A 25699-nucleotide genomic window follows, 5' to 3' on the forward strand; every position below is an offset into this window, starting at 1 on the left:
AACGAGACTCTCAATTGGCCATCCGTTTTCGTCTTTTCACGAACGAGAAGGCGATGAATAAGACATAGAACGGGACGGCGATGAACCAAAATGTCGGCCATTCTTTCCAACGTGCGAACATCATATACGTCACATAGACGAGACTGATGGTAATGATGAACGAGTGACGTGGCAATGGTACATCTTTAAAACTCGGGATACGAACACGGCTGACCATCAACAAGGCGAGCCCTGTGAAGAAAATCGGTGTCAACAGTTCACTGACGCGGTCACCGAACGTTGTGATGACAGCGAGAAGTCCCCCGGCGGCCGTGATCGGGACACCAGAGAAGTAACTCGCTGCAACGTTTGTCGCTGATAAATTGAAGCGAGCCAGACGATAGGCACCGAATAGCGGGAAAAGTGCCGCAAAAAACAATCCATAATTGCCGTAATCAATAAAGAAGGTGTAATAAGCGAGCATCGCCGGTGCGACCCCGAACGTTACGATGTCAGCGAGTGAGTCCAATTCTTTCCCAAAATCGCCAGCGACCCCGAGCATACGGGCGAGGCGCCCGTCTAAACTGTCGAGCATCATCGCGATGATGATTAACAGTGTGGCGTTTGAGAAGTCACCACGTGCGGCGTAGACGATGGCGACGACACCACAAAATAAATTTCCGAACGTAAAGGAGTTTGGGACCCACGAACGGATACGTTCTTTCCACATAATTTTGCCCCCAGTAAGGTCATTGGCTGAACCAGTGCCCGTTTGTAAATTGCAGTAAATCTTCAGGTGTTAATTCGATTTGATAGCCGCGTTTTCCAGCAGAAATGGTGATTGTCTCTCTGTCTTGAGCTGCTTCGTGCAGATAGACAGGGAACGGCTTCTTCGCCCCAATCGGAGAGACTCCTCCTCGAATATAACCGGTCAATGTCTCGAGCTCTTTCATCGGGACGGTCGATGCTTTCTTCGCCCCCCAAGCTTTAGCGGCTGCTTTTAAATCGATGTCACGCTCTCCAGAGATGAGAAAGAAGGCATATTGCTTTTTCTCGTTCATGAGACAAATCGTTTTATACAGTTCGTCGAGCGGTTTATGCAACGTCTCCGCGACATGTTTGGCAGAGACATCGGTTTCATCGACTTCATACGTATGATAGGTGAACGGAATCTTCTTCTGTTTCAGTTGCCGAGCGGCGTTTGTCAGTTGCATCTGACTCATCCTTTCGTGACCGACTCCTTTTAGAATAGCAAATCAACCAACTTCCCGGCAATTGAACTTCAAAAAACTTTTCAGTAAAGGAAGGAGTTTGAAGGAATGACGAAGAAATGAACAATGATTCATTTTGAAGGGGGAATGAAAATGGAGACGATTCAATTGACGACACACAATGGAGTAGGGTGGTTGAAACTGAACCGACCTGAAAAGCTAAACGCCTTGAACGAGACGTTGCTTCGTGAAATGAAAACGGCAATCGACACATTTGAACAGGACGACGCGGTTCGTGTCATCGTTCTTGTCGGAGAGGGACGAGCGTTCTCATCCGGACAAGATTTAACGATTGAGAGCGATGCGGACTATGGGGAATATTTAGAAGACGTGTATCATCCACTCGTACGTACGCTTTTCTCATGTCAGAAACCACTCATCGCAGGGATTCACGGTGTCGTGGCTGGAGCAGGACTCAGTTTGGCACTCGCGGCAGACGTTCGAATCGTCGCCAAGTCGACGAAGTTCAGCTCGGCGTTCATTAAAATCGGGTTGGTTGCTGATGCGGGCGGCCCATATCACTTACGTCGACTCATGCGCGACGACCTCGCATTAGATTGGCTCTGGAGTGGCAGTACGATTGACTCGGATGCCGCGCGTACATTTGGGCTCGTCACTGAGCTCGTGGAAGATGCGATGTATACGGAGCGATTGACTTCATATGCGGAGACTCTCGCTAGGAAATCACCGGTCGCTGTCCAAGGGATGAAGGCGCTCATGCGAGCCGCTTCATTTGAGGACGGATTGAATGAAGAAATCAAATGGCAACGGAAGTGTGGGGACACGGACGTGCACCGCCAAGCGATGCAGGCATTCTTGATGAAATGAAAAAAGCGGCTGCGGCCGCTTTTTTACGTGGTTGATTTTGCTTCGAACTGGAAGCCTTTTTGTTGCCATGTCCCGTATTTCCAACGACGGAACGCGAAGAATCCGCGGAACCACTCATCGAGGGAGAAGGCGAGCCAAATCCCAAGGATGCCGAGTCCCATTTGAAGACCGAACAAGTAGCTGAACGCCACGGCGACGCCCCACATCGAGGCAATTCCGATCATGACCGGGAAGCGGACGTCCCCGACAGACTTCAATGACCCCATCAAGACGATGTTCATGGCGCGACCCGGCTCTAAAATGAGCGTCGCCCATAAGATTGGCACACCGACCGCGATGATGTCAGGGTTTGATGTGAAGAGACCGAGTAGCGATTCGCTGAACACCGCTAAACCGAGAGAGGCGATGAACGAGGCGAACATGGCAATCTTCAATGTCTTGACGGCACGATGATAGGCTTCTTTAAACCGTTTCCCCCCAATATCCCGTGCAATCAAAAGCTGGGTTCCTTGCGCGACGGCGACGGTGAACAAGAAGGCAAGCATTGACAAGTTCATCACGTACACTCGAGCAGCAAGAGACGCCTCGCCCATCGTCGCGATAAATCCAGTGATGATAATTTGGGATGCCTGATACGATAAATTCTCTCCGGCAGAAGGGACACCGATTTGAAGAAGCGATTGGATGTCGTCTTTCTTCGGACGAATCACTTCTTTTAACGGGAAGCGGATCATGAGCTTCCGCTTGACGAGCCAGAACAAGAGAACCATAGCGGCGAATCGTGCGATCACGATGGCCCAAGCGACACCGGCAACGCCTGTGACCGGAAGGCCAAACCAGCCGGTAACGGCAAAAATGGCACCGACGGCGGTGATGATATCAATCAGAAGCGTCGCGAGCATGGCGTGTTTCGTCATTCCGTGACTCCGGAGGATCGAACTGAGCGCCATGATGAGTGCTTCGGTGAATAACGACAAGCCGACGATTTGCAGGAACAACAACCCGTGTGCAAACAGTTCGTCCGATAGACCGAACAGGCGTAAGAACGTTTCGCCGAACAAGAAGATGACGCCGACCATGATTGCACCGAGCCACATGTTCAAACTGACGGCGGAGCGGGCGAAGTCACGACTCTTCTTCATGCGCCCAGCCCCGATGGCCTGACCGATCAAAATGGTCGCCCCGACAGACGTCACACTAAAGACGATCAAGAACACGTTTAAGATTTGGTTGGCAACCCCGACGGCCGAGGCGGCGGCGTCTGAGTAGTGAGCGAGCATCAATGTGGCGATGATCCCGGTTCCCATATGGAGGGCAAGTTCGATGAAAATCGGCCACGACAGTTTGAACAGGGTGAGCTGTTCCGTTTGTTTCGTCTGCATGTAGTGTATTCTCCCTTTTCTCTATAATTCTTTCTGTTAACTATTTGTTTTATAAAAATGTCAAAGGTCATCTTACTCCTTATGAAATGAAAAAGAAAGGGGTTTGCTAAATTATTTTCAACAAAAAAATCACCCGAAGAAATCAGGTGATTTTCGAATTTATTTCAATTTCAGAATAGCAGCACTAAATGGCGCCAGTTCGATTTCGAGTGAGTCGAGGTCACGGTCATGCAAGAGGTCCGTGGCGGCTCCTGTATAACCGAGCGGATTCAGTTTCGAGGCAGAGTCCGAGTTATTGAAGTACACCAAGTAAGTCTCATCTTTCGTACACCGCTCGATGATGACTGCATTGTTCGCATCGTCGACCAGGTTGAAGCGATATGAGCCGGCATTGGCGAGCGCAGGGTGTTCCTTACGAAGCTGGATGAGCTTTTGGATGTAGCGGAAGAGATTACGGTCTTCTTCGGCTTCATCCCACGGCATACAGCGACGGCAACCTGGATCTTGTTCGCCTTCGAGTCCGATTTCGTCCCCGTAATAGATACATGGGCTACCCGTATAAGTCAGCATTGAAGTCATCAAGAGTTTGAACTTGCCTTTATGTCCTTTCGCTCGTGTCAACGCGCGGGGGGTGTCATGCGAATCGATCAAGTTGAACGTGACTTCGTTGACGTTCATCGTGTTCATCATCTCGACACGTGTCAGTTCGTTACGGAACTCCGAAGCGGTCGTCCGGTCGAGGGCGAAGTAGTTCAAGCTCGCGTTCGTGAACGGATAGTTCATGACGGCATCGAACTGGTCACCTTGTAGCCAAGGTTGTGAATCGTGCCAAATCTCTCCGAGAATATAAGCTTCCGGGTTCGCATTTTTGACGGCCTTACGGAAGTCACGCCAGAATGCATGGTCGACTTCGTTGGCAACGTCAAGACGCCATCCGTCGATGCCGAATTCTTCGACCCAGTAACGGGCGACATCTAATAAGTAAGCTTTTAATTCGGGATGTTCTGTATTGATTTTCGGCATGTTCTTTTCAAATGCGAATGTATCATAGTTTGGCTTCGGTTCTGTGACAACCGGGAAATCGCGAAGGTAGAACCAATCACGGTACTCAGAGGACGGACCTTTTTCGACGACGTCTTGGAACCATGGGTGATGATATCCGACATGGTTGAAGACCGCGTCGAGCATGACTTTGATGCCGTTCTCGTGCAAGAGGTCGACCATCTCTTTAAATTTCTCTTTCGTCCCGAACTGTGGATCGATTTCCATGTAGTCGAGCGTATCGTACTTATGGTTTGTCGTCGCTTTAAAGATCGGGCAGAAGTAGATGCCGGTGATCCCGAGTTCGACTAAATGATCGATATGGTCGATCACTCCTTGGAAGTCGCCACCGAAAAAGTTTGTCGTCGTAGGCTCTGTCGAGTTCCATGGGAGCGTCTCTTCAGGATCGAGCGAAGCATCGCCATTTGCGAAACGGTCCGGGAAGATTTGATACCAGACCGTATCCTTCACCCAAGAAGGCGCATGGAAGATATCGATTGGGTTGATGAATGGGACACAGAAGTAGTAACCCGTATCATCGAGCGGCTTCTCTTCGAACCATCCTTTTTCGGTATAAACGGCCGTCTCTTGTCCATCATTCAAACGGAAGCCGTAACGTAGACGTCGGAACGGCGGTTTGATGGAGATGAACCAATAGTCGTAGGCGTCGTCAAACCCGATTTTCTCCATTGGAGTCTCGTATGTGCGCCAGTAGCTCGGCTTATCCGGATCGAAGTTCCACATGGCTGGGTCTTCAGCGTGCCAATCATATGGGTCGTTCCAAATCAAATCGACCGACTCGATATCGCCTCGCTTCGTATGGAAACGAATATGGATCGTCTCACGATCATATTTGTAGACGAACGGGGACATGGCACGATGATAAATCGCTTCTTTCATCATAAGGAAAACATTCCTTTCTTTATAGGGGATGACATCATTTTACAACATCGGGAATCCATGAGAACAGATGTTGCGAAAACGTTTGCTCAAGCAAAGGTTAATAAAGCGTTTACATTTTGTCAATTGCTGAAACGCATAAAAAGTGAAGAATTGAGAATAAACATTTGAAAATTACATAAATGGGTCAACAGACGTAAAAAAAGTGTAAAAAAAGACTTGTAAAACGCTTTCACAACTGTATAATAAAAATTGAGGTGAGGATGCAAACGTTTTCACTACCGTGTCAATTTCGTAGCGGAGTTTTAAAATTGACGTGGTCGTGCGATTGCGCAAATCTGACCATACTATTTCCTTGGGGAGGTTTTTCATCATGAAGATGAAAAAAATGGTAGCAGGACTTTCAACAGCAGTATTCGCATTCGGTGCACTTGCTGCATGTGGTGGCGGAACGGACAACGGATCTTCTAACGAAGGTGGTTCTTCAAGCGAGAACAAACCTGAAAAGATTGTCGTCTGGGAAGACATCGAAAAGTCTGAAACAACGAAAGAAGTTGCGAAGGCGTTCGAAGAAGAGCATGGCGTAAAAGTTGAAGTTGTCGAAGTACAGATGACAGACCAAAAAGACAAGCTTGCGCTTGACGGTCCAGCTGGAAAAGGTCCAGACATCGTGCTCGTACCACACGACCAGATCGGTACAATCGCAGACCAAGGTCACTTGGCTCCAATCGCTGACGAAGGATCGCTTGACGCGTTCACAGACGCTGCGAAATCAGCTGTCATGTACGATGGTCAAGCTTACGGATATCCAAAATCAGTTGAGACACCAATTCTCATGTACAACAAAGACTTGATGGCTGAAGCTCCAGCATCTATGGACGACCTTTACAAGTTGTCAAACGATGTGAAAGCTGACGGGCAGTACGGATTCCTCGCACTTTGGGATAACTTCTACTTCGCACATGGTGTTGTCGCTGGATTCGGCGGATACGTGTTCAAAGAGGACGGTGGCGCACTCGACCCAACGGATATCGGTTTGAACAACGAAGGCGCGGTTGAAGGATTCGAATATATCGGTAAATGGTACGAAGAAGGCCTCTTCCCTAAAGGATTGATCGGAGAGTCTGGTGGTCAAGCGATGGACCAACTCTTCACTGATAAGAAAGCTCATTCAGTCATGAATGGACCATGGGCTGTAGCTAGTTACACAGAGGCAGGCGTGAATCTCGGAGCGGCTCCAATGCCAACACTTCCGAACGGTGAGCCAATCAAGACGTTCATGGGTGTGAAAACATATGCCCTTTCAGCTTACACAGAAAACCAAGAGTGGGCTGAAATGTTCCTTCAAGAGTTGACGAATGAAGAAAACGCATTGGCAATGTTTGAAGCATACAACGAGATCCCACCAGTAGCAGCACTCGAGTCGAACGAGACAATCACGTCGAACGAAGTTGCGAAAGCGGTATTCGACCAAGCAACAAACGCAATCCCAATGCCGAACATTCCTGAAATGGGACAAGTTTGGGAGCCAATGGCTCAAGCGCTTCAGCTTGTAGCAACTGGTAAACAAGATGCACAAAAATCTGCAGATGATGCAGTGAAAGTCATCGAACAACAAATCCAAGCGAACAACCAATAAGGAATTGAGATGACGGGGTACGCCACATGGCGTTCCCCATCATTTTCTAGCATTGAGCAAACGTTTGCTTGATTGATTTGCTCAAATCGAAAGGAGAAACTGAGGATGGCTGCAATTGCGAACCCTAAATCACCGGACCAACGCCCGGACAAGCCTACAAACCATGCTCGGAACGCGGGACTACTTTCCATCATTCCGGGACTCGGACAGTTATACAACAAACAATACGCGAAGGCGGTAGCGTTCTTTATCGTCGTCGTATCTTATTTTGCCGTAAACTATGATCTATTTTTCAAAGGTGCGGGCGCCGGACCAGGTGACCGTGGAGGACTTTGGGGATTGATCACGCTTGGTGAAGTGCCAGGACCTCGTAACGACCACTCCATCTTCTTGATGGTCGAGGGGATTGTCGCGTTAATTTTACTTTTCTTCGGAATCGCGTTCTATGTTTGGAACATTCGTGACGCCTATCGTGTCGGTCGCGCTCGTGATCAGCATCTAAACCTTCCATCGTTCCAAATGCAACTTCGCAACTTGCGTGACCATGGATTCCCATACTTAATGTTAATCCCATCACTCATTTTGTTAGTGTTTACCGTTATTCTTCCATTGATTTTTACATTCTTGATCGCCTTCACGAACTATCGCTACAACAACGCACCACCAGCGAAACTCGTGGAATGGGTCGGATTCGAGAACTTTACACGTATTTTTGAAATCGATATCTTCCGTGACACGTTCGTCGGCGTACTCGGCTGGACGCTTGTCTGGACGGTCGCTTCAACGACAGGTGTCATCGCGATCGGGATCTTCCTTGCGGTACTCTTGAACCAAGAAGGACTTCGCTTCCGTCGTTTGTTCCGTTCGATCTTGATTCTTTCATGGGCGGTCCCAGCATTCATCACGATCTTGATCTTCCGCTCGATGTTCAACGAATCGTTCGGGGTGTTCAATACGACAATCTTGCCGGCACTCGGTCTTGACCCGGTCAACTGGATGACCGACCCGACAGCGACACGTACGGCACTCGTTCTCATTCAATGGTGGCTCGGCTTCCCGTTCATCATGACGCTCATGACGGGTGTGCTTCAGTCGATTCCTGGTGACTTGTATGAAGCGGCGACGATTGACGGAGCGACAATCTTTGACAAGTTCCGCTTGATCACATTGCCAATGCTCTTGTTCGCGACAGCACCGATCTTGATCACGCAGTTCACGTTCAACTTCAACAACTTCAACATCATCTATCTCTTTAATGGCGGTGGCCCTGCTGTACCTGGACAAACGGCCGGCGGTACCGACATCTTAATTTCTTGGATTTACAAATTGTCTCTCGGTGCCAACCCGCAATACGGACTTGCGGCTGCGATCACACTCATCCTGTCATTCTTCATCATGACACTTGCCGTGATCCAGTTCCGTCGGACAAAATCTTTCAAAGACGAGGATATGATCTGATATGAAAAAACAAAAACGAATCAATTTGGCGATCTCGTATGTCATCTTGACGCTTGCGTCGATCATCATTCTCTATCCGATGCTTTGGGTTGTCGGTACATCGTTCAACCCGGGGCGTACGATTACGTCAACGATTATTCCGTCGAACCCGACGTTTATTCACTACAAAAACTTGTTTGACCTAACGATTTCGGATTATAGTTTATGGTATGTGAACACGTTGAAAATCGCTTTCATCACGATGGCACTCTCTGTCGTCTTGGTGACGATTACCGGATACGTCTTCTCACGTTACCGCTTCGTCGGACGGAAGAACTCGCTCGTCTTGTTCCTCGTCCTTCAGATGGTGCCACAGTTCGTTGCGATCATCGCGATTTATGTGTTGCTCAACATGCTCAACCTTCTTGACACACATACAGCGCTCATCTTGCTCTATGCGGGTGGTGCGATTCCGATGAACACGTACTTGGCGAAAGGGTACTTCGACACGATTCCGAAAGAACTTGACGAAGCAGCCCGCATGGATGGTGCCGGTCACCTCCGAATCTTCTGGCAAATCATCTTGCCGCTCGCGAAGCCGATTGTCGCAACGATTGCTCTCTTTAACTTCATGGGACCATTCAACGACTTTATCTTGGCATCGCTCGTCCTTCGTTCACCAGAGAAACAAACGTTGGCAGTTGGCCTTTACAACATGATTTCGAAACAGTTCGATAATAACTTCACGTTATTCGCGGCAGGTGCGGTTCTTTCGGCCCTTCCAATCGTTATCTTGTTCTTCATGTTCCAACGCTACTTCGTTTCTGGCCTCACAGCGGGTGGTACGAAAGGATAATACTCGTAAAAGGAGGAAGCGATATGAGGCGAGGCGTCGTGCTCGTGCTCCTGTCGCTTCTTTTGTTTCCGACCGTCGTCGGGGCAAAGGAAGCCGCTACTTGGGAACAAGAACGCATGTACTTTATTATGGTCGACCGATTTGTTGACGGAAATCCGGACAACAATGAACAGGTGGACAAAGATGATCCGAAAGCGTTTCACGGAGGCGATATCCGTGGGGTCATCGAGAAGCTCGATTATATCGAATCACTCGGCTTCACATCGATTTGGTTGACACCCGTTTTTGAAAATATGCCGGACGGCTATCACGGGTATTGGATTAAAGATTTTTATAACATCGATCCACAATTTGGGACGAAAGAGGATTTACAGGAACTCGTTAAGGAAGCCCACAAGCGAGATATGAAAGTCATTCTCGACTTTGTCGTCAACCACGTCGGTCCGAACCATCCATGGGTGGAAGAAAAACCGGAATGGTTCCACGAACAGTTACCGATTGTATTCTGGAAAGACCAGGAGCAAGTCGAGACACACTGGTTGTTCGACTTACCTGACTTCAAAACAGAGGACCCGGAAGTCAAATCGTATTTGATTGACGCGGCGAAGTACTGGATCGAAGAGACGGACATCGACGGCTATCGCCTCGATACGGTTCGTCACGTCGATAAAGCGTTCTGGAAAGACTTTGTCGAAGGTGTGCGGTCGGTCGACCCAGACTTCTATTTACTCGCCGAAGTGTTCGACCCAGACCCGCAATACGTCGCGCAATATGACGACCTCGGGTTCAACAGCATCACAAACTTTACGTATTATGACCGGGTGTCGAAAACGATGACACAACAGCAAGCGAACGTCGACGAGATTGACGTTGCCGCAAGCTATGCCGAAACGTTCTTCAACGACCCGAACCAGATGGCGACGTTCCTCGATAATCACGATGTCGAACGCTTCATGCATATGGCGGAACTCGGCGGTGTGGAATCGGCGGAACGACGCTTACGCCTCGGGTTGTTCGCGCTTTATGCGTCACCTGGTATGCCGATCGTCTTCCAAGGTACAGAAAATGCGCAGACCGGTGGAGCCGACCCGGCGAACCGTGTCATGACGGAATTCCCGGGAAATGAAGAGTTGCACGAATACGTCGCGACCATGAACCGCATGCGGGAAGAATATCCGGTCTTTGCGACAGGAGAGCAGCGCATGATCGCCTCAGAAGACGGGATGGCCGTCTTCGAACGGAAAGACGGAGATGACGTCGCGCTCTATGCGATCAACATGAATCGTGACGATCGGGAGATTGAGATCGATGTCAGTGAAATCGGGGAAGATACGAGACTTCGTGGTCTTTTATTCTCACAACTGGTCACAGATCAGCGCGGAACGTTTACAATTGAACTGTCTGCTGAAAGTGCGAACGCTTACATCGTTGAGGAATCTTCGGTCAATCCGTGGATGATGGGCTTGCTCGTCGTTACGATTCCGATTTTCTTGACTGGTTTGGTCATGTGGAAGCGCCGCAAATAAAGACATGAAACGCCGCAAGGCACGAATCGAACTCACGGAAGCAGGGGGAACACCATGCAAATCACAATCAAAGATGTGGCGAAGCACGCGAACGTCGCGCCGTCGACAGTCTCTCGCGTCATCGCCAACAGCCCAAGAATCAGTCAAAAGACAAAAGAACGGGTTAGAAGTTCCATGGAAGAGCTCGGGTATCATCCGAACATTCATGCGAGAAGTCTCGCTAACCGCTCGACGCAGTCGATTGGTCTCGTCATGCCGAGCGCGGCAACAAAGACGCTTCAAAACCCGTTCTTCCCGGAAGTGCTACGAGGAATTAGCACGAAGGCGCACCAGAATGGATACTCGCTTTATATGACGACCGGCGTGACAGAAGAAGAAGTTTTGTCCGGTGTGATCGAGATGGTACAAGGACGCCGTGTCGACGGTGTCATCGTTCTTTATTCACGTGAAGACGACCAAGTCGTCCAATACTTACGTCAAACGAAGTTTCCGTTCGTCGTGGTCGGGAAGCCGTTCGGGGACGCTTCTTCCATCACTTACGTCGATACGGACAACTATTTGGCTGGTCGTGAAGTGACGAAACACCTTTATAACTTAGGTCATCGTCGCATCGCCTTCATCGGGGGATCGGATAAACTCGCCGTCACACAAGATCGTCGGAACGGGTACGCGACGGCCCTCATGGAAGCAGGCATCCCGGTATGCGAAGATTACATCGCCCGGGCTGAATTCATGACGAAGGGTGGCGCGAAGGCCGTGCGTGAACTGTTACAAAATGAGGAACCACCGACAGCCGTCGTTGTCAGTGACGATATGATGGCACTCGGCGTCATCAGCACATTAAGCGAGATGGGGCTCAAAATCCCAGAGGACGTCGCGGTCGTCAGTTTCAATAACGTTTATATCGCGGAGCACTCGAACCCGCCGCTCACGTCGGTCGAAATTAACATCTTCGGTCTCGGTTTCGAGGCGACGAATTGCTTGATCGAACAAATCAGTGATAATGCTCCACCTTATGGGAAGCGTGTCATCGTGCCACATTATTTGGTCGTCCGCCAATCATGTGGGCAGAAGAAGAGTAAAGCGACGGAAACATTAGAATCGAATTCTTGATTGACCAGACGATTTCGCCAGAGCGGAGTCGTCTTTTGCATATCCTTTTGATTGAAGCCTCATGAAGTAGGGAACAAGTTTCACGAAGGAATCGAAATCGAAAGGGTGGATAGGATGAGCGAAAGACGATTTGTCGGGACATTCGACACAAAAGAAAGCCTATTGTCAAAAATGAATGAGCTGAAAGAAAATGGCTACGATGAAGGGGAACTATTTGTCGTAACGGAGCGGGATGAAGCCGTTCATGTCCTTAAACGAGAGACGGAACTAAACGTAGAAGAAGGTGACACATCCTGGCTAGACAACCTCAATGGAGGGGGGAGCGGTGATCGGGATATGAAACAAGTGCTCACCGATTTAGGGATCTTAGACCACGAAATCGAACAGGCGCATGCTTCAATCAAACAAGGGGGATATGCACTTGTCATCGACGAACCTGATACCGGATTCAATGATGGGCGAAGTGCGGTATTCGAGGGGCACGAAGCGAATGCGGCGTTTGGTGATAATCCGGAAAATGGACAGAAAGATTGATTGAAACCGTCTCGATGAGAGGCGGTTTTTTTGATTGTAAAATGTGATGAAAAAAAGAAAGAAAAAAGTTTTATGCAAACGATTGCATTCTCGTTTCAGTTGTGTAAAATGAAAGGTGAGATTAAATACAGCGCTTTCATAGACAAACGGTTGCATGAACTAGTTGTCCGTCGAAGGTAGCCTTGTAGAGAAAAAGGAGTGGCAGACAGATGAAACGATTGTTTGCAGTCGATGAATGGAAAGTAACAGAGGAAGGTCTTCACCCGAAAGAGAACCGTCTTGCAGAATCCATCACATCGCTCGGGAACGGGCATATGGGGATGCGAGGAAACTTTGAGGAAGATTACTCGAATGATACGCACCAAGGATTCTACGTGGCGGGCGTCTACTACCCGGACAAAACACGTGTCGGTTGGTGGAAGAACGGATACCCTGAATACTTTGCCAAAGTGTTGAATGCGACAAACGTCATCGGTCTCCGCGTGGTCATCAATGGTACACCGGTCGACTTGGCAAAATGGGAAGTGAAAGATTTCACTCGCGAGCTCGACATGCAGCGTGGTGTCCTCACACGGACGTTCACCTTGATGAACGGGACAGAAGAGACGAAAGTGCAAGTCGTCCGCTTCTTCTCGATCGTGGATAAAGAAGTCTTGGCAATCCGTTACAACGTCACACCAGTCAACTACGAAGCAAAAATTGAGTTCACTCCATATTTAGATGGCGATGTCGTCAACGAAGATTCGAACTACGATGAGAAGTTCTGGCTTCCGGTCGACCGTGGTGTGGAAGAGCGTTTCGCTTTCGTTACGACGAAGACGAAGAAACTCGACTGGCATGTCACGGCATCAATGATCGCAGACGTCGAAGGCGCTCGTTGTGAAGTGCTTGAAGCGACAGATTTGTTTGTTGCCAATAAATTCACGGTCAACGTAACGGCCGGTGAGACAGCGACAGCCTACAAGTATGTGTCGGTCGTCACGAACCGCGACCACGAGGTTGAAGCATTGCAGTCAGCTGGGATGACACGTGTCGAAGCGGCGTTTGAAAAAGGATTTGAGACACTTCTCGCTGAACAGACGGAAGCATGGCTCTCACGCTGGGAAGATGCGGATGTTCGCATCGATGGAGACATCGAGGCACAACAAGGAATCCGTTTCAACATCTTCAACATGTATCAAACATATACAGGTGAAGATTCACGTCTTAACATCGGTCCAAAAGGATTCACAGGTGAGAAGTACGGCGGTGCGACATATTGGGATACAGAAGCCTATTGCCTCCACTTCTACTTGGCGACAGCCAAACCAGAAGTCTCATGGAACTTGCTCAAATACCGTCACAATCAATTGCCGCAGGCGAAAGAGAATGCTGTGAAGAATGTCGGTATGGAAGGTGCGCTTTATCCGATGGTCACGATGAACGGGGAAGAGTGCCACAACGAGTGGGAAATCACGCATGAAGAGATTCACCGTAACGGTGCGATCGCCCATGCCATCTTCAACTATACGAACTTCACAGGCGACAAGTCGTACCTTGGACAATACGGATTGGAAGTATTGGTCGAGATCTCGCGTTACTGGGCTAGCCGCGTCAACTTTGTCCCGCACAAAGACGTATATATGATCCTAGGCGTCACAGGTCCGAACGAATATGACAACAACGTCAACAACAACTGGTACACGAACTTGATCGCCGCATGGACGCTCGAGTATACGCAGGAAGTGTACAACTACTTGAAAGAAGCAGAACCTGCGCGTCTCGAAGAGCTCGTGTCGACACTCGGCATCACGGACGCTGAACTTGCGAAGTGGGCGGACATCCAAACGAAGATGTATTATCCAAAAGATGATCTCGTTCCAGATGTCTTCATGCAACAGGACGGATTCATGGATAAAGAGCAGATTTTGGTGAAAGACCTCGATCCGAAACATCTTCCACTCAACCAAAACTGGTCATGGGATCGCATCCTTCGCTCGAACTTTATCAAACAAGCGGACGTCCTCCAAGGACTCTATACGTTCGGTGACCGCTTCACGGTCGAACAGAAACGTGCAAACTTTGACTTCTACGAGCCACGCACGGTTCACGAATCGAGCTTGTCACCATGTGTCTACTCGATCATTGCGGCAGAAGTCGGTTATGAAGACAAAGCGGTCGAATTGTACCAACGTTCGGCGCGCCTTGACCTCGACAACTATAACAATGACACGGAAGACGGGTTGCACATCACGTCGATGGTCGGGTCGTGGATGTCCATCGTTCATGGGTTCGCCGGAATGCGCATTCAAGAAGATAACCTCTCGTTCAGCCCGATGACTCCGAAAGATTGGAACGGTTACTCGTTCAACATGCTCTGGCGCGGCCATCACTTGACGGTCACATCATCACGTGAACAAGTGACAATCAAGCAAACAGGTGGTACAGACGTGACCATCCATGTGTATGGAAATGCGGTAACGGTTCCTGCGAATGAATCGATTACAATCGAGACAGTGAAAGCGTGACCAATCGTTTCATACGAACAAGCCGACCTCGGTCGGCTTGTTTTTGTGTGAAAAACTTATCGGATTTCCTGCATATTTGCTGTATGCAGCATGAATAATCTATGTTATCTTGATTCTTAGCTATTTTGAGAAAGGGGAGTTGAAGCTTGACGGAAGCCGTTAAAGAACATACACGAATCGGGGTTGTCTCGATCATCGGAGGATTGTTCGTTGCCTTATCCATGACATTATTTTTAATTCCAGCTGGCGTCTATTCGACGGGATTTACGGGTCTTGCCCAAATCTTGACGAAATTGTTAGAGGGTACACCGCTTGAACTAGGGGAAGGACTCTGGTTCTTTATTCTGAACGCACCACTGCTCGTCGTCAGTTATTTTATGCTCGGGCGGAACATGATGATCCATACGCTGGTCAGTGTCGCCTCGGTCACGTTGTTCATTCGTTTGCTTCCGCAATCGCAGCTTCTCTCGGACGATCCACTTTTGAACGCCGTATTTGGCGGTGTGCTCTTGGCAATCGGCTCGGGAATCACGATTCGGTATGGAGCCTCGACGGGTGGCTTTGACATCGTCGCGCTGATTCTCGCGAAGTTTACGAACAACTCGGTTGGGGTCTATCTCTTCTTGATGAACATGATGATTGCCCTCGCAGCAGGTGCCTTGTTCGGATGGCCGACAGCGCTTTATACGATCGTCTTCTTGTATGTGACGTCAAAAGTCATCGATGAGATTTACACGAATACACAGCGTCAAACGCTCTTCATCGTGACGAATCACCCGGACGAGGTGACAAAGGAACTACATCAACACGTGTTCCGCGGGATCACGCTCATGCCGGCAATCGGGACATACTCGAAAGTCGAGAAAGCGACGCTCATGATGGTCGCGCAACGACACGAGGTGCGTGAGATCACGCGCATCTGTAAGGATGCAGACTCATCGGTTTGGATCAATATTTTACCGACAGAGGACGTCGAAGGGACGTTCCGTCGCTAAACATGAATGAATCACAAAAAGCACCGACTTTTCTAAGTCGGTGCTTTCGTTATGCCTTGATGCCAATTCGCTCTTCTAAGAAGAGGGCAATCCCGTCATCCATATTTGAAGCCGTCACTTCGTTGGCTACATTCTTCAATTGGTCGATGGCGTTCCCCATCGCGACACCGGTACCGACATAGTCGAGCATCTCGAGGTCGTTCTCTTCGTCACCGAACGCGATAATGTGCTTCCGGTCAATGTTTAAGTGCTTCGAGACCTCTTGAAGCCCAAGTGCCTTCGATGTGTTTTTGCTCATGACTTCAATCATATGTTCGGGCATACGCCACTGACGGTTCAATACCGCTTCCGCATGAATGTCGTCGAGTTGGGAGCGGACGTGCGCGACGTGATCTTTTGTCGCATGAATCAATAAGGACGTCGGCTCGTCCTGCAAATGCTTCAACAAGTTACCTGATGTGACGCTGAGCGCACGTTCTGCATACGGACTATAGAACTCTTGCGGGTCTTTTTGGAAGTACACGTGGTCCGTCACTTCGACGACGATATTGTGTGCCTTCGTATCCGATACTTCTTCAATGATGTCATGGGCGGTCTTGAGCGGAATCGGTCGGTGTGTCACCGCGTAGCTCGCATCTTTCGGGTGATGTACGAGCGCACCGTTGAAGTTGACGAGTGGTGTCGTCAATCCCATTTGCTCATAGTACATGATCGAATGGCGCTTTGGACGCCCTGTGGCGATCATGACTTCATGACCAGCTTCACGCGCCGCTTGAAGTGCGCGAAGGTTTCGTTCGCTGATTGTTTTATCATCTCTTAATAACGTTCCATCTAAATCGACTGCGATTAAATAACGTGACATCAGTCATCCTCTTTTCTTCACAATGATGTTTCTACGACCGTATCACATTTTTCGATTTGACGGAAAGAATATACAATCGAAGTCGCATATTCTATTCGAACAATGCTATACTAATGTCGTATGAATTTTTACGAATCATCTGTGAGATGGAGGGGACGTTCAATGCGTTATTTAGTGACATTGATCTGGGCGATTGTGCTCTCAAATACAGCGGTATTTATCATTTCTGCCGTTGATGGTGTAGAGTTCAACGCGATGCTCGCGACAGGATTTGGCGTGGCCATCACAATCTTCGTTGCACTTCTCGATGTCTTAAATCAAGACATGGGAATCAGCGACGTTGCACAAGAGAAGTAAGCCGTCTACAATCAAACTGACTCGTGCATGAGTCAGTCTTTTTTCTTTATTCAATATAGAGGAGGATCATGCATATGAAAAACCCTGAAAAACGCGCGAACTTTATCACGTTCGCCATTATCGGTGCGATTATCGTTATCGGAATCGGTTTGTTGTACTTTTTAAATGGAAACAATACTGACGATGGTGTCAACGCCGTCACAGCAGATGAATTGCAACAACAATTAGACCAAGATGGTGAAGTCGTCGCTTACTTCTGGCAAACGGGCTGTGAATACTGTGAGCAAGTGAAGCCTTATGTCGAGCCTCTCATCGAAGAATATGATGCGGTCTCGATCAACTTGTCCGACCATAACGTATGGACGACGTATGGGATTGAAGGCACGCCGACTATCATCCGATTTGAAGATGGACAAGAGGTCGGTCGAATTGAAGGAGTCGTCTCTGAACAACAATACGAGACGTTCTTTAAAAATGAGGAGGCTAAAGAGGAATGAAGCGTCGTTTCTACCAAACGTTATTTGAGCTGAACGCCTCGCCTTGGATCGCTACACGCCTCAAGCGTTTCGCAGAATCAGATGTGAGTCGTCACTTGATTCCATCGTTTGCAAAAGTATACGACATTGCGGTAGAGGAGGCAGAGCAACCGCTTGCTGCCTATCCATCATTGCATGCGTTCTTTACCCGTCGCTTGAAGCCGGGAGCACGTACGATTGATGAGTCGTCCGATACCCTCGTATCACCGTGTGATGGCAAGCTATCGGTCATCGAATCGATTTCAGAAGACAGTCGTTTCGAGGTGAAAGGTCAGTCGTATACGCTTGCGGAGTTGCTCGGTTCTCAACAAGAAGCAAGACGTTATGCAGGTGGGACAGTCGTCGTTCTCTACCTCAGTCCGCGCGATTATCACCGCGTCCACACACCGCTCACTGGTCGTGTGCTCAGTCACTATGAGCTCGGGGACCGTTCGGCACCGGTAAATGAAATCGGATTGACGGAGACGGTTCGACCGCTCTCACGCAACTACCGTCGCGTGACGCGCTTTGACAGCCCAGCCGGAACGTACGAACATATCATGGTCGGTGCCTTGAACGTCAACACGATTGAGTGGACGCTCGAAGGAGACCAGGCGGGCAAAGGAGAAGAGGTGGGATACTTCTCGTTCGGTTCGACCGTCGTCCTTTGTTTTGAGAAGGATACGATTCAAATGGACCGTGAAAAGATCGGTCCGGTTCGACTCGGTGAAGTCATCGGGACAATCAAATCCAACTAATTTTGTGTCAATTTTCTTCCGACCGAACGATAGACTAGTCGTTTGGTCGGTTTTCGTTTACCATAGAAGGGATATCAATACTTGTATAAGTAGTTGAATCGTTTAGCTAATTGGAGGAATTTTACGTGTTTAATCGACTTTATCCGAAACAGTTCGTCGCGTCTGTGTTTGACATCGACCTACAAGAATTGAAAGACCGTGGGGTGCGCGTCATTTTGACGGACCTTGATAATACACTCGTGGCGTGGGACGTCCCACATGCGCCAGAGCTTTTATTGATGTGGCTTGAAAAAGTGAAATCATACGGTTTCGATGTGATTGTCGTATCAAATAATAACGAGAATCGTGTACGAACATTTACGGAGCCGCTCGGCCTTCATTATGTCGCTCGTGCTAGAAAACCATTACCATCTGGATTTAAAGCGGCACTCTCGAAATATGGGTACTCGCCGAAGGAAGCCATCTTCTTAGGGGACCAGCTGTTCACAGACGTTCTCGGGGCAAACATGGCGGGCATTCATGTCATTCATGTGCAACCGGTCGTCAAAACGGACGGACTCGTCACGAAATTTAACCGGATGCTCGAAAAAGTGGTCTTCGCACATATGAAGCGTCGTGGGAAGTATGTATTGATCACGAAAAAAGTGGAAGAACTTGCCGTTGACGCACAACGGGCAAAAGTCGCGGTCGCTGAAAAAATCGGTGAGGCCATGCATCCACGTTCCGAAGATTCACATAAAAAAGATGAATAAGACCTCGAACGCACAGGAAGAAGGAGGCTGCCCATGTACGGCGAGCAAGGCGTCGGAATTAACGCTTCAGGAGTAGCAGCGAGGTGCTACGGTGAATGAAGAAGGGGAAACCTGAACGGCAGTAAGTATAACTATGGAAGAAACAAAACGATATTGCGCTGGGTGCGGCGTAGCCATCCAAACGGAAGACCCGAACGGGGTCGGCTATGCACCGAAATCGGCACTTGACCGTGAGATTGTCATTTGCCAACGTTGCTTCAAATTGAAGCACTATAACCAAGTTCAAGATGTGGAGTTATCAGATGATGACTTCTTGCGCATCTTGAACGGTATCAGTTCAAAAGAAGCACTCGTTATCAAAATCGTCGACATTTTCGACTTCAATGGCAGTTGGCTTCCGGGTCTTCAACGCTCAGTCGGGTCGAACCCGGTACTGTTAGTTGGAAACAAGGTCGACTTGTTACCGAAGTCGGTCAACCCGAACCGGATGGCGAACTGGATGAAGGCAGAGGCAAAAGAACTCGGCTTGAACCCAATCGACGTTCATTTGATCAGTGCGAAAAAAGGACATGGCATCGATGAACTCGCTGAAAAGATTGAGTACTACCGCAAAGGCAAAGACGTCTTTGTCGTCGGTTGTACGAATGTCGGGAAGTCGACACTCATCAACCAGGTGATCAAACGTTTCGGTGAAGAGGATGAAGCCATCATCACCGTCAGTCATTTCCCGGGAACGACGCTTGACTTGATCGACATTCCGCTCGACGATGATGCGAACTTGTACGACACACCAGGAATCATCAACCGTCATCAAATGGCACACTATGTCGATGCGAAAGATTTGAAGACGATCACACCGAAGAAAGAAATCAAGCCGCACGTGTTCCAGTTGAATCCGCAACAGACGCTCTATTTCGGCGGATTGGCACGTTTAGATTATCTTGAAGGAAATAAGCGATCGTTCGTCATTTATATGTCGAATGAATTGAAAGCACACCGTACGAAACTCGAACGTGCCGATGAGCTCTATGACCAACATATTGGGAAGATGCTCAACCCGCCGAATGAGAAGACACTCGAAATCTTACCGCCACTCGTCCGTCATGAGTTCAGCTTACGGGACGGCGTGAAAACGGATATCGTGTTCAGTGGTCTCGGTTGGGTCGCGATTCACGGAAAAGGTGGCCGTATCGCAGCATGGGCTCCAAAAGGCGTCGCAGTTACACTTCGCGAGGCGCTCGTATGAATCTGGCCGTCATCGGTCACCCGATTGCTCATTCGCTCTCTCCCCAACTGCACGAGCAGTGGTTGAGGGCGTCTGGGCTTTTCGGGCGTTATGAGGCCATCGATGCCACACCAGATCAACTCCCAGCCTTATTTGCGGCAATGCGAGAAGGGGACTGGGATGGATTCAATGTCACGATTCCCTATAAAGAGGTGGTCGTTCGGTATCTCGATGACCTTGACGAAGCGGCGAAACATGCTGGAGCCGTCAATACGGTGTATAAACGAGACGGGCGACTTATCGGGACGAATACGGACGGGGCAGGTCTTGTCCAAGCGCTGATGCCATACACAGACTTTACAGGGCGTGTCCTGATTGTCGGTGCCGGAGGAGCGGCTCGTGGGATTGTCCAAGCTCTCCCGACGCGTGACGTGACGATTGTCAATCGAACAGTGGAACGGGCAAAAGCGCTCGCCGACACGTTCGGAGTCGTCTACACGACGTTCGATGAGATGGACGTCTCTCGATATGATGTCATCATTCAGACCACTTCTGTCGGGATGGACGAGAGATCGACACCACTTTCATTAGAAGGATTACGACAAAACACGGTCGTTTGTGATATCATATATCGTCCACTTGTCACCCCGATGCTTCAAGAAGCGAAACGTCGCGGAGCCAAAGTTGTGACAGGTATAGCCATGTTCGTCGGGCAGGGCGCGCTCTCGTTCGAGAAATGGACGGGCGTGAAACCGGATGAAACCATTGGAAAAAAGTTAATCGAAGGATTATTGGAGGAATAATATACTATGTTATCAGGTAAACAAAAACGCTTTTTACGCGCAGAAGCGCACCATCTCTCACCAATCTATCAAGTTGGGAAAAATGGAGTCAGCGAAGCGATGTGTAAAGATATCGCGGACGCACTCGAGAAACGTGAATTGATTAAGGTCCAAGTACTTCAAAACTGCATGGACACGCCGAAAGATGTCGCTGGCGAGTTAGCTGAAGGCACACAGGCTGAAGTCGTTCAAGTGATTGGAAAAGTCATCGTCTTGTACAAAGAGGCGACCGAGAAAGAAAATCGCCAAATCAAACTCCCATGAGCCGGATCGGCTTGATGGGCGGAACGTTCGACCCGCCGCATCTCGGACATCTGTTAATCGCGGAACAAGCGCGTGAACAGCTTGAACTTGATGAGGTGTGGTTCCTGCCGGCTGCGATTCCACCTCATAAGGTCGGGTTCAGCTCGGCAGACCATCGAATCGAGATGACGCGACGCGCCATACAAAATCAGTCCGACTTCAAGTTGAACTTGATTGAGTTTGAACGGAGTGAGCCGTCTTATACGGTCGAGACGATGAAACGGCTGATCGAACAGTATCCGAATGATGAATTCTACTTTTTGATTGGTGCCGATTCACTCGTTTCGCTCGAATCCTGGTATGACTATGAGACGCTCATCCGTCTTGTCACGTTCGGTGCGGTCGCACGGCCGGGGACACGTTATTTGATTCCGAAGAAGGCAGACGTCCGCGCGATTGACATGCCGCAACTCGAGATTTCATCGACGGACATCCGGGAACGGGCGAAACGAGGCAAATCCATCAAATATCTTGTCCCGACGCCAGTCGAGGAGTATGTGAAGGAGCATAAGTTGTATGACGTTTGAAGAAGCGCACGAGTTGATTAAACAGACGCTGCCAGAAAAACGCTATATCCATACGCTCGGTGTCGTCGAGACGGCGGAACGCATGGCGGTTCAATTCGGTGAAGAGGTCGAACATGCTCGTATTGCTGCCATGCTTCATGATTATGCGAAGTACTTTGACGTCGAAGAAATGCGTCGAGTCGTCGTGGAAGAAGGGTTAGACCCGAATCTACTTGAGTACGGGGACGAACTACTTCATGCGCCGGTCGGTGCGATTTTACTTTCCCGTCAATACGACCTGGATGACGCGGTGCTCTCGGCGATTCGGAATCATACGACGGGAGAGCCCGGGATGTCTCGGCTCGACCAAATTCTGTTCGTGGCTGATGCCATCGAACCGAATCGGGATTATCCCGGCGTCGACCGGTTGCGGGCAGAAGTGGAGCGTTCGCTCGAAGCGGCGGTTGTCGCGACACTGAAACAAACGATTGAATTTTTATTGAAGAAGTCGGTGCGTATTTTTCCACTGACGATTGAAACGTATAACGATTTTGTGAATATACCTTAGGAGGGTCAATATGACTGCAAGAGAAGAATTAGAATTGATTGTTAAAGCGGCTGACGATAAACGTGCCGAGGAAATCGTCGTACTCGACATGGAAGGAATCTCGCCAATCGCGGATTACTTCGTCATCTGTCACGGGAACTCGGAGAAACAAGTCGAAGCGATCGCACGTGAAATCAAAGACGTTGCTGGCGAAAACGGCTTACCACTCCACAAGTTCGAAGGAATGGACACGGCACGTTGGGTCCTCGCTGACCTCGAGAACGTCGTCGTCCACATCTTCCATCGTGATGACCGTGATTACTACAACCTAGAGAAATTGTGGGCTGACGCGCCACACGTCGAAGTGGAAGTCGGCTAATGGCTTACGAAGGATTCGCCTATGTATACGACGAGTTGATGAAAGACGCGCCGTATGATGAGTGGGTCGCTTTTGTGCGTCGTCACGTCCAAGATGGCGCGACACTCGCGGATGTCGGGTGCGGGACCGGATCGGCGACGATTCGCCTCGCTGAACATTACGATGTCATGGGGATCGACTTATCCGAGTCGATGCTCGAAGTCGCACAAGAAAAGGCGCTCGAGGTTGAAATCGAGTTGCCACTTTGGGAACAGGATATGCGTGAGTTGGAGTTACCGGAACCGGTCGATGCGGTGACGATTCTCTGCGACTCCCTTTGCTATTTGCGAGACGAGGCGGACGTGATTGATACGTTTGAATCTGTCTACAATCAACTCAAACCAGGCGGCTTGTTCATCTTTGATGTCCATGCTCCGAACAAGATGCAGACGCTCTTCAACCAAAAGACGTATGCGTCAAACGGAGAAGATTGCTCATATATTTGGTTTGCCGACCCGGGAGAAGCCCCGCTGTCGGTCGTACATGACTTAACGTTCTTCGTCGCGCTTGAAGATGGGACGTATGAACGAATTGAGGAGACACATGAACAACGGACGTATGAACCAGGGCAGTACATGCAATGGTTGATTGGTGCCGGGTTCCATGTCAAATCAGTCACCTCTGATTTCACCGAACATGCACCAGGAGCGGATGCAGAGCGCATCTTCTTCGTTGCTCAAAAATAAGGAAGACCCCATCGTAGATTAGCGATGGGGTCTTCATCTGTATCAGGAGTTTAATACTCGATTTATAAATTCAGCTTTGGCTTCAGTATATTTTTCTCTGTCCTCACGAAATTCAGTCGCTAATTGCTTTTTTAGAAGCCCGTATTCCTTCGCGAGTAAAGGAGATTCCCGTAACTTGTCTCGAAATTCAATCTGTTCTTCCCACCGTTTTTCTGTGCCTTTCATGAGATGCAAATGAGCAACTCGTTTATCATCTTTCACTTTCACAAAAAATCTGCGCCAGAGCTTTCCATCCAATTCAGGTGGTACATAGTGCCAACCATATGCGGTTAAAGTATCAACAATCGCATTCATATTTACAAACGATTCGATTCGAATCATCACATCAATAATGGGTTTTGCAGGTAAACCGGGAACTGCTGTACTACCTATATGTTCTGCTCCCTTAATATCAAATTTTGAAAGTACGTCAGACAACTCTCTTGTTTCACGTAAACCATATGCTTCCCATTGCATATTTGCATCTTCTATTTCAATCGCCTCATATGCCCAAATAGGAATCGTTAAGTGATCAGGATTCTCTTCTTTCATGAGTTTGAATCATCTCCTTGAAAGTACTTTCTATGGCGAAGCTAATCTTGAAACGAATAAAAGACCTCATCATAAAAATGTGTTTGAGGTCTTTTGGACGATCATGCTTCGTGGCTGAACTGCCACTGAACACCGAACTGGTCTTCGAGCATGCCATACGCCTTGCTCCAAAAAGTCTCTTGGAGCGGCATCAAGACACGTCCGTTCACAGAGAGCGCTTCGAACTCACGATGGATGGCATCGAGGTCGTCCGTGACGACGGCGAGCGTGATATTGTCCCCGAACGTGACCGGTCCGTCAGGCATCGCATCGGAAAACATGAGCGATGAGCCGTGAATCGAGAGTCGGGTATGCAGCACGAGATTGGCCATTTCACTCGGCACCGGTTGACCGTCTGGACCAGGTTGATCACCGAACGTCATGATGTCTGGAGCAGCGTGGTTGAACACATCGGCATAGAAGTTCACGGCGTCTCGACAGTTCCCGTTAAAGTTGAGATACGGATTGATTGGCATAGCAAGTTCCTCCTCGAATTCATAATATTCATTATAGAACATACGTTCTTAAAACGCAAATATGTCCAACTAAATTACATCGTGTAGGTTGAACGCGGTTGAGAGTTGGGAATAGACCATATAGAGAACAAACTAGAAAGAAGGCGAAGCATCATGAAGCTCACGAAAGGACGTATCCTCGAATTTGGATTCGTCTTGTTCATGGCGATCATACTCGTCACATCGATCATTGAAGAATCATGGTTCGATGCGAGTGTAGCGGGGGCCGGAATCATTTCTGGGCTCATCCCGTTCTTCATTGAAAAGACGTTTAAAACAGAACTCGATGGCAAGATGAAGGTGGCGTATATCCTGTTCTTGTTTGCCTCCCAGTATTTAGGATCGATTGTCGGACTATATGGGAATGGTTGGTGGGACACGTTCCTTCATCTCTTAAGCGGAATCTTTCTCGCATTCCTTGGATTCGACTTCTTCAGTAGGCTCGATGATGACATTCGGACCGAGATCCCGAAACGATTTTTGTTCGTATACATTGTCGTATTTTCCATGGCTGGGGCGGCGCTTTGGGAGATGTATGAATTCACATCTGACGTCGTCCTGAACACGACGATGCAAGGGAACGGGAATGACGATACGATGGTCGACATCATCGCGGGGTCCCTAGGCGGTATCTTGGCAGCATTTTTCGTCGTGACGCTCCATCAACGTGAAAAATCCAAACAAAAGAGACATATGAAAAAAAGTTCGTGATTCACGAGCTTTTTATTTGTAATCATTCTAATATTTTATTAATATCAAGATTGTAATGATTATA

The 25699-nt window shown here is 48.8% G+C and carries 28 protein-coding genes; 21 read left to right on the forward strand and 7 right to left on the reverse strand.

Annotated elements, in window-relative coordinates; all coding sequences use genetic code 11:
* Positions 1–10: 10 nt before the first annotated feature.
* On the reverse strand, positions 11–709 hold the full coding sequence (gene pssA / locus KNO65_RS05375; RefSeq protein ID WP_031421233.1) for a CDP-diacylglycerol--serine O-phosphatidyltransferase: 699 nt from the start codon (positions 707–709) through the stop codon (positions 11–13).
* Positions 710–728: 19 nt separating this feature from the next.
* Entirely contained in the window at positions 729–1193 is a 465-nt protein-coding gene (gene ybaK, locus KNO65_RS05380; RefSeq protein ID WP_214782239.1) for a Cys-tRNA(Pro) deacylase, read from the reverse strand.
* A gap of 150 nt (positions 1194–1343) precedes the next feature.
* On the opposite strand from ybaK, the gene KNO65_RS05385 reads away from it, so the two are divergent.
* On the forward strand, positions 1344–2078 hold the full coding sequence (locus KNO65_RS05385) for an enoyl-CoA hydratase/isomerase family protein (RefSeq protein WP_074037644.1): 735 nt from the start codon (positions 1344–1346) through the stop codon (positions 2076–2078).
* Between the two features lie 23 nt (positions 2079–2101).
* Here the strand turns inward: KNO65_RS05385 and KNO65_RS05390 are convergent, their stop codons facing one another.
* Together KNO65_RS05390 and KNO65_RS05395 are read right to left on the reverse strand one after the other, a co-directional pair.
* The gene (locus KNO65_RS05390) at positions 2102–3460 is read right to left on the reverse strand and encodes an MATE family efflux transporter (protein ID WP_214782242.1); all 1359 of its coding nucleotides are present in this window, start codon (positions 3458–3460) and stop codon (positions 2102–2104) included.
* Between the two features lie 159 nt (positions 3461–3619).
* Complete coding sequence (locus KNO65_RS05395) at positions 3620–5404, reverse strand: glycoside hydrolase family 13 protein (RefSeq protein WP_214782245.1); 1785 nt, start codon at positions 5402–5404, stop codon at positions 3620–3622.
* Between the two features lie 370 nt (positions 5405–5774).
* Here KNO65_RS05395 and KNO65_RS05400 point away from each other — a divergent pair, with 370 nt between their 5' ends.
* From KNO65_RS05400 to KNO65_RS05435, 8 genes are all read left to right on the forward strand, one after another.
* Positions 5775–7040, forward strand: coding sequence for an extracellular solute-binding protein (locus KNO65_RS05400; protein WP_214782248.1), 1266 nt, complete (start codon positions 5775–5777; stop codon positions 7038–7040).
* A gap of 105 nt (positions 7041–7145) precedes the next feature.
* On the forward strand, positions 7146–8498 hold the full coding sequence (locus KNO65_RS05405) for a sugar ABC transporter permease (protein ID WP_015880983.1): 1353 nt from the start codon (positions 7146–7148) through the stop codon (positions 8496–8498).
* Position 8499: 1 nt separating this feature from the next.
* Positions 8500–9333, forward strand: coding sequence for a sugar ABC transporter permease (locus KNO65_RS05410; protein ID WP_015880984.1), 834 nt, complete (start codon positions 8500–8502; stop codon positions 9331–9333).
* 23 nt (positions 9334–9356) lie between these two features.
* Positions 9357–10859: an alpha-amylase family glycosyl hydrolase gene (locus KNO65_RS05415; RefSeq protein WP_214782251.1), complete on the forward strand. Its 1503-nt coding sequence runs from the start codon at positions 9357–9359 to the stop codon at positions 10857–10859.
* Between the two features lie 54 nt (positions 10860–10913).
* Positions 10914–11972: a LacI family DNA-binding transcriptional regulator gene (locus KNO65_RS05420; RefSeq protein WP_015880986.1), complete on the forward strand. Its 1059-nt coding sequence runs from the start codon at positions 10914–10916 to the stop codon at positions 11970–11972.
* A 114-nt stretch (positions 11973–12086) separates the two neighbouring features.
* Positions 12087–12506, forward strand: a complete 420-nt coding sequence (locus KNO65_RS05425; RefSeq protein WP_214782254.1) for a YflT domain-containing protein — start codon at positions 12087–12089, stop codon at positions 12504–12506.
* A gap of 209 nt (positions 12507–12715) precedes the next feature.
* Positions 12716–15013 carry a glycoside hydrolase family 65 protein gene (locus KNO65_RS05430; protein WP_214782257.1) on the forward strand — a complete coding sequence of 766 codons (2298 nt, stop codon included), beginning with the start codon at positions 12716–12718 and terminating at the stop codon, positions 15011–15013.
* 146 nt (positions 15014–15159) lie between these two features.
* Positions 15160–16008 carry a YitT family protein gene (locus tag KNO65_RS05435; protein WP_214782260.1) on the forward strand — a complete coding sequence of 283 codons (849 nt, stop codon included), beginning with the start codon at positions 15160–15162 and terminating at the stop codon, positions 16006–16008.
* 49 nt (positions 16009–16057) lie between these two features.
* On the opposite strand, the gene KNO65_RS05440 is transcribed toward KNO65_RS05435, so the two are convergent.
* Complete coding sequence (locus tag KNO65_RS05440; protein ID WP_214782263.1) at positions 16058–16870, reverse strand: Cof-type HAD-IIB family hydrolase; 813 nt, start codon at positions 16868–16870, stop codon at positions 16058–16060.
* Between the two features lie 162 nt (positions 16871–17032).
* On the opposite strand from KNO65_RS05440, the gene KNO65_RS05445 reads away from it, so the two are divergent.
* The 11 genes from KNO65_RS05445 (at position 17033) to KNO65_RS05495 (ending at position 23779) form a co-directional block, all read left to right on the forward strand.
* Positions 17033–17227: a YjzD family protein gene (locus KNO65_RS05445; RefSeq protein WP_074032676.1), complete on the forward strand. Its 195-nt coding sequence runs from the start codon at positions 17033–17035 to the stop codon at positions 17225–17227.
* A gap of 74 nt (positions 17228–17301) precedes the next feature.
* The gene (locus KNO65_RS05450; RefSeq protein ID WP_214782266.1) at positions 17302–17724 is read left to right on the forward strand and encodes a thioredoxin family protein; all 423 of its coding nucleotides are present in this window, start codon (positions 17302–17304) and stop codon (positions 17722–17724) included.
* A complete protein-coding gene (locus tag KNO65_RS05455) occupies positions 17721–18500 on the forward strand; it encodes a phosphatidylserine decarboxylase (protein ID WP_214782270.1) in 780 nt (259 codons plus the stop codon). Before KNO65_RS05450 ends, KNO65_RS05455 begins: the two co-directional genes overlap by 4 nt.
* A 125-nt stretch (positions 18501–18625) precedes the next feature.
* Positions 18626–19252 (forward strand): YqeG family HAD IIIA-type phosphatase, encoded by a 627-nt coding sequence (locus tag KNO65_RS05460; protein ID WP_015880994.1) that lies wholly within the window; start codon positions 18626–18628, stop codon positions 19250–19252.
* Positions 19253–19385: 133 nt separating this feature from the next.
* Entirely contained in the window at positions 19386–20498 is a 1113-nt protein-coding gene (gene yqeH / locus KNO65_RS05465) for a ribosome biogenesis GTPase YqeH (RefSeq protein WP_015880995.1), read from the forward strand.
* Entirely contained in the window at positions 20495–21280 is a 786-nt protein-coding gene (aroE, locus tag KNO65_RS05470; protein ID WP_214782273.1) for a shikimate dehydrogenase, read from the forward strand. The genes yqeH and aroE overlap by 4 nt, the downstream gene beginning before the upstream one ends.
* Positions 21281–21286: 6 nt before the next feature.
* Positions 21287–21583 carry a ribosome assembly RNA-binding protein YhbY gene (gene yhbY / locus KNO65_RS05475; RefSeq protein ID WP_015880997.1) on the forward strand — a complete coding sequence of 99 codons (297 nt, stop codon included), beginning with the start codon at positions 21287–21289 and terminating at the stop codon, positions 21581–21583.
* A complete protein-coding gene (locus tag KNO65_RS05480; protein WP_214782276.1) occupies positions 21580–22149 on the forward strand; it encodes a nicotinate-nucleotide adenylyltransferase in 570 nt (189 codons plus the stop codon). Before yhbY ends, KNO65_RS05480 begins: the two co-directional genes overlap by 4 nt.
* The gene (gene yqeK, locus KNO65_RS05485) at positions 22139–22696 is read left to right on the forward strand and encodes a bis(5'-nucleosyl)-tetraphosphatase (symmetrical) YqeK (protein ID WP_078146461.1); all 558 of its coding nucleotides are present in this window, start codon (positions 22139–22141) and stop codon (positions 22694–22696) included. The genes KNO65_RS05480 and yqeK overlap by 11 nt, the downstream gene beginning before the upstream one ends.
* 10 nt (positions 22697–22706) lie before the next feature.
* Complete coding sequence (gene rsfS, locus KNO65_RS05490; protein ID WP_015881000.1) at positions 22707–23054, forward strand: ribosome silencing factor; 348 nt, start codon at positions 22707–22709, stop codon at positions 23052–23054.
* Positions 23054–23779, forward strand: a complete 726-nt coding sequence (locus tag KNO65_RS05495) for a class I SAM-dependent DNA methyltransferase (protein WP_214782279.1) — start codon at positions 23054–23056, stop codon at positions 23777–23779. The genes rsfS and KNO65_RS05495 overlap by 1 nt, the downstream gene beginning before the upstream one ends.
* Before the next feature lie 42 nt (positions 23780–23821).
* Here KNO65_RS05495 and KNO65_RS05500 read toward each other — a convergent pair whose 3' ends face one another.
* Together KNO65_RS05500 and KNO65_RS05505 are read right to left on the reverse strand one after the other, a co-directional pair.
* On the reverse strand, positions 23822–24370 hold the full coding sequence (locus KNO65_RS05500; protein ID WP_214782282.1) for a GrpB family protein: 549 nt from the start codon (positions 24368–24370) through the stop codon (positions 23822–23824).
* Between the two features lie 101 nt (positions 24371–24471).
* Positions 24472–24885, reverse strand: coding sequence for a VOC family protein (locus KNO65_RS05505; protein ID WP_214782285.1), 414 nt, complete (start codon positions 24883–24885; stop codon positions 24472–24474).
* A 153-nt stretch (positions 24886–25038) separates the two neighbouring features.
* Between KNO65_RS05505 and KNO65_RS05510 the strand changes: the two genes are divergently transcribed.
* The gene (locus KNO65_RS05510; protein ID WP_031421258.1) at positions 25039–25635 is read left to right on the forward strand and encodes a DUF2238 domain-containing protein; all 597 of its coding nucleotides are present in this window, start codon (positions 25039–25041) and stop codon (positions 25633–25635) included.
* Positions 25636–25699: the final 64 nt, after the last annotated feature.

The sequence above is a fragment of the Exiguobacterium sp. S3 genome (assembly GCF_018617295.1).
Classification (GTDB): Bacteria; Bacillota; Bacilli; order Exiguobacteriales; family Exiguobacteriaceae; genus Exiguobacterium; species Exiguobacterium profundum.

Coding starts and splice junctions, on each gene's coding strand:
- KNO65_RS05495 (WP_214782279.1), top strand. CDS start 23,054: ATGGCTTACGAAGGATTCGCCTATGTATACGACGAGTTGATGAAAGAC.
- KNO65_RS05390 (WP_214782242.1), bottom strand. CDS start 3,460: ATGCAGACGAAACAAACGGAACAGCTCACCCTGTTCAAACTGTCGTGG.
- KNO65_RS05445 (WP_074032676.1), top strand. CDS start 17,033: ATGCGTTATTTAGTGACATTGATCTGGGCGATTGTGCTCTCAAATACA.
- KNO65_RS05500 (WP_214782282.1), bottom strand. CDS start 24,370: ATGAAAGAAGAGAATCCTGATCACTTAACGATTCCTATTTGGGCATAT.
- ybaK (WP_214782239.1), bottom strand. CDS start 1,193: ATGCAACTGACAAACGCCGCTCGGCAACTGAAACAGAAGAAGATTCCG.
- KNO65_RS05385 (WP_074037644.1), top strand. CDS start 1,344: ATGGAGACGATTCAATTGACGACACACAATGGAGTAGGGTGGTTGAAA.
- pssA (WP_031421233.1), bottom strand. CDS start 709: ATGTGGAAAGAACGTATCCGTTCGTGGGTCCCAAACTCCTTTACGTTC.
- KNO65_RS05400 (WP_214782248.1), top strand. CDS start 5,775: ATGAAGATGAAAAAAATGGTAGCAGGACTTTCAACAGCAGTATTCGCA.
- KNO65_RS05410 (WP_015880984.1), top strand. CDS start 8,500: ATGAAAAAACAAAAACGAATCAATTTGGCGATCTCGTATGTCATCTTG.
- yhbY (WP_015880997.1), top strand. CDS start 21,287: ATGTTATCAGGTAAACAAAAACGCTTTTTACGCGCAGAAGCGCACCAT.
- KNO65_RS05440 (WP_214782263.1), bottom strand. CDS start 16,870: ATGTCACGTTATTTAATCGCAGTCGATTTAGATGGAACGTTATTAAGA.
- KNO65_RS05450 (WP_214782266.1), top strand. CDS start 17,302: ATGAAAAACCCTGAAAAACGCGCGAACTTTATCACGTTCGCCATTATC.
- KNO65_RS05510 (WP_031421258.1), top strand. CDS start 25,039: ATGAAGCTCACGAAAGGACGTATCCTCGAATTTGGATTCGTCTTGTTC.
- rsfS (WP_015881000.1), top strand. CDS start 22,707: ATGACTGCAAGAGAAGAATTAGAATTGATTGTTAAAGCGGCTGACGAT.
- KNO65_RS05480 (WP_214782276.1), top strand. CDS start 21,580: ATGAGCCGGATCGGCTTGATGGGCGGAACGTTCGACCCGCCGCATCTC.
- yqeK (WP_078146461.1), top strand. CDS start 22,139: ATGACGTTTGAAGAAGCGCACGAGTTGATTAAACAGACGCTGCCAGAA.
- KNO65_RS05430 (WP_214782257.1), top strand. CDS start 12,716: ATGAAACGATTGTTTGCAGTCGATGAATGGAAAGTAACAGAGGAAGGT.
- KNO65_RS05420 (WP_015880986.1), top strand. CDS start 10,914: ATGCAAATCACAATCAAAGATGTGGCGAAGCACGCGAACGTCGCGCCG.
- KNO65_RS05425 (WP_214782254.1), top strand. CDS start 12,087: ATGAGCGAAAGACGATTTGTCGGGACATTCGACACAAAAGAAAGCCTA.
- aroE (WP_214782273.1), top strand. CDS start 20,495: ATGAATCTGGCCGTCATCGGTCACCCGATTGCTCATTCGCTCTCTCCC.
- KNO65_RS05405 (WP_015880983.1), top strand. CDS start 7,146: ATGGCTGCAATTGCGAACCCTAAATCACCGGACCAACGCCCGGACAAG.
- KNO65_RS05395 (WP_214782245.1), bottom strand. CDS start 5,404: ATGATGAAAGAAGCGATTTATCATCGTGCCATGTCCCCGTTCGTCTAC.
- KNO65_RS05415 (WP_214782251.1), top strand. CDS start 9,357: ATGAGGCGAGGCGTCGTGCTCGTGCTCCTGTCGCTTCTTTTGTTTCCG.
- KNO65_RS05455 (WP_214782270.1), top strand. CDS start 17,721: ATGAAGCGTCGTTTCTACCAAACGTTATTTGAGCTGAACGCCTCGCCT.
- KNO65_RS05505 (WP_214782285.1), bottom strand. CDS start 24,885: ATGCCAATCAATCCGTATCTCAACTTTAACGGGAACTGTCGAGACGCC.
- yqeH (WP_015880995.1), top strand. CDS start 19,386: ATGGAAGAAACAAAACGATATTGCGCTGGGTGCGGCGTAGCCATCCAA.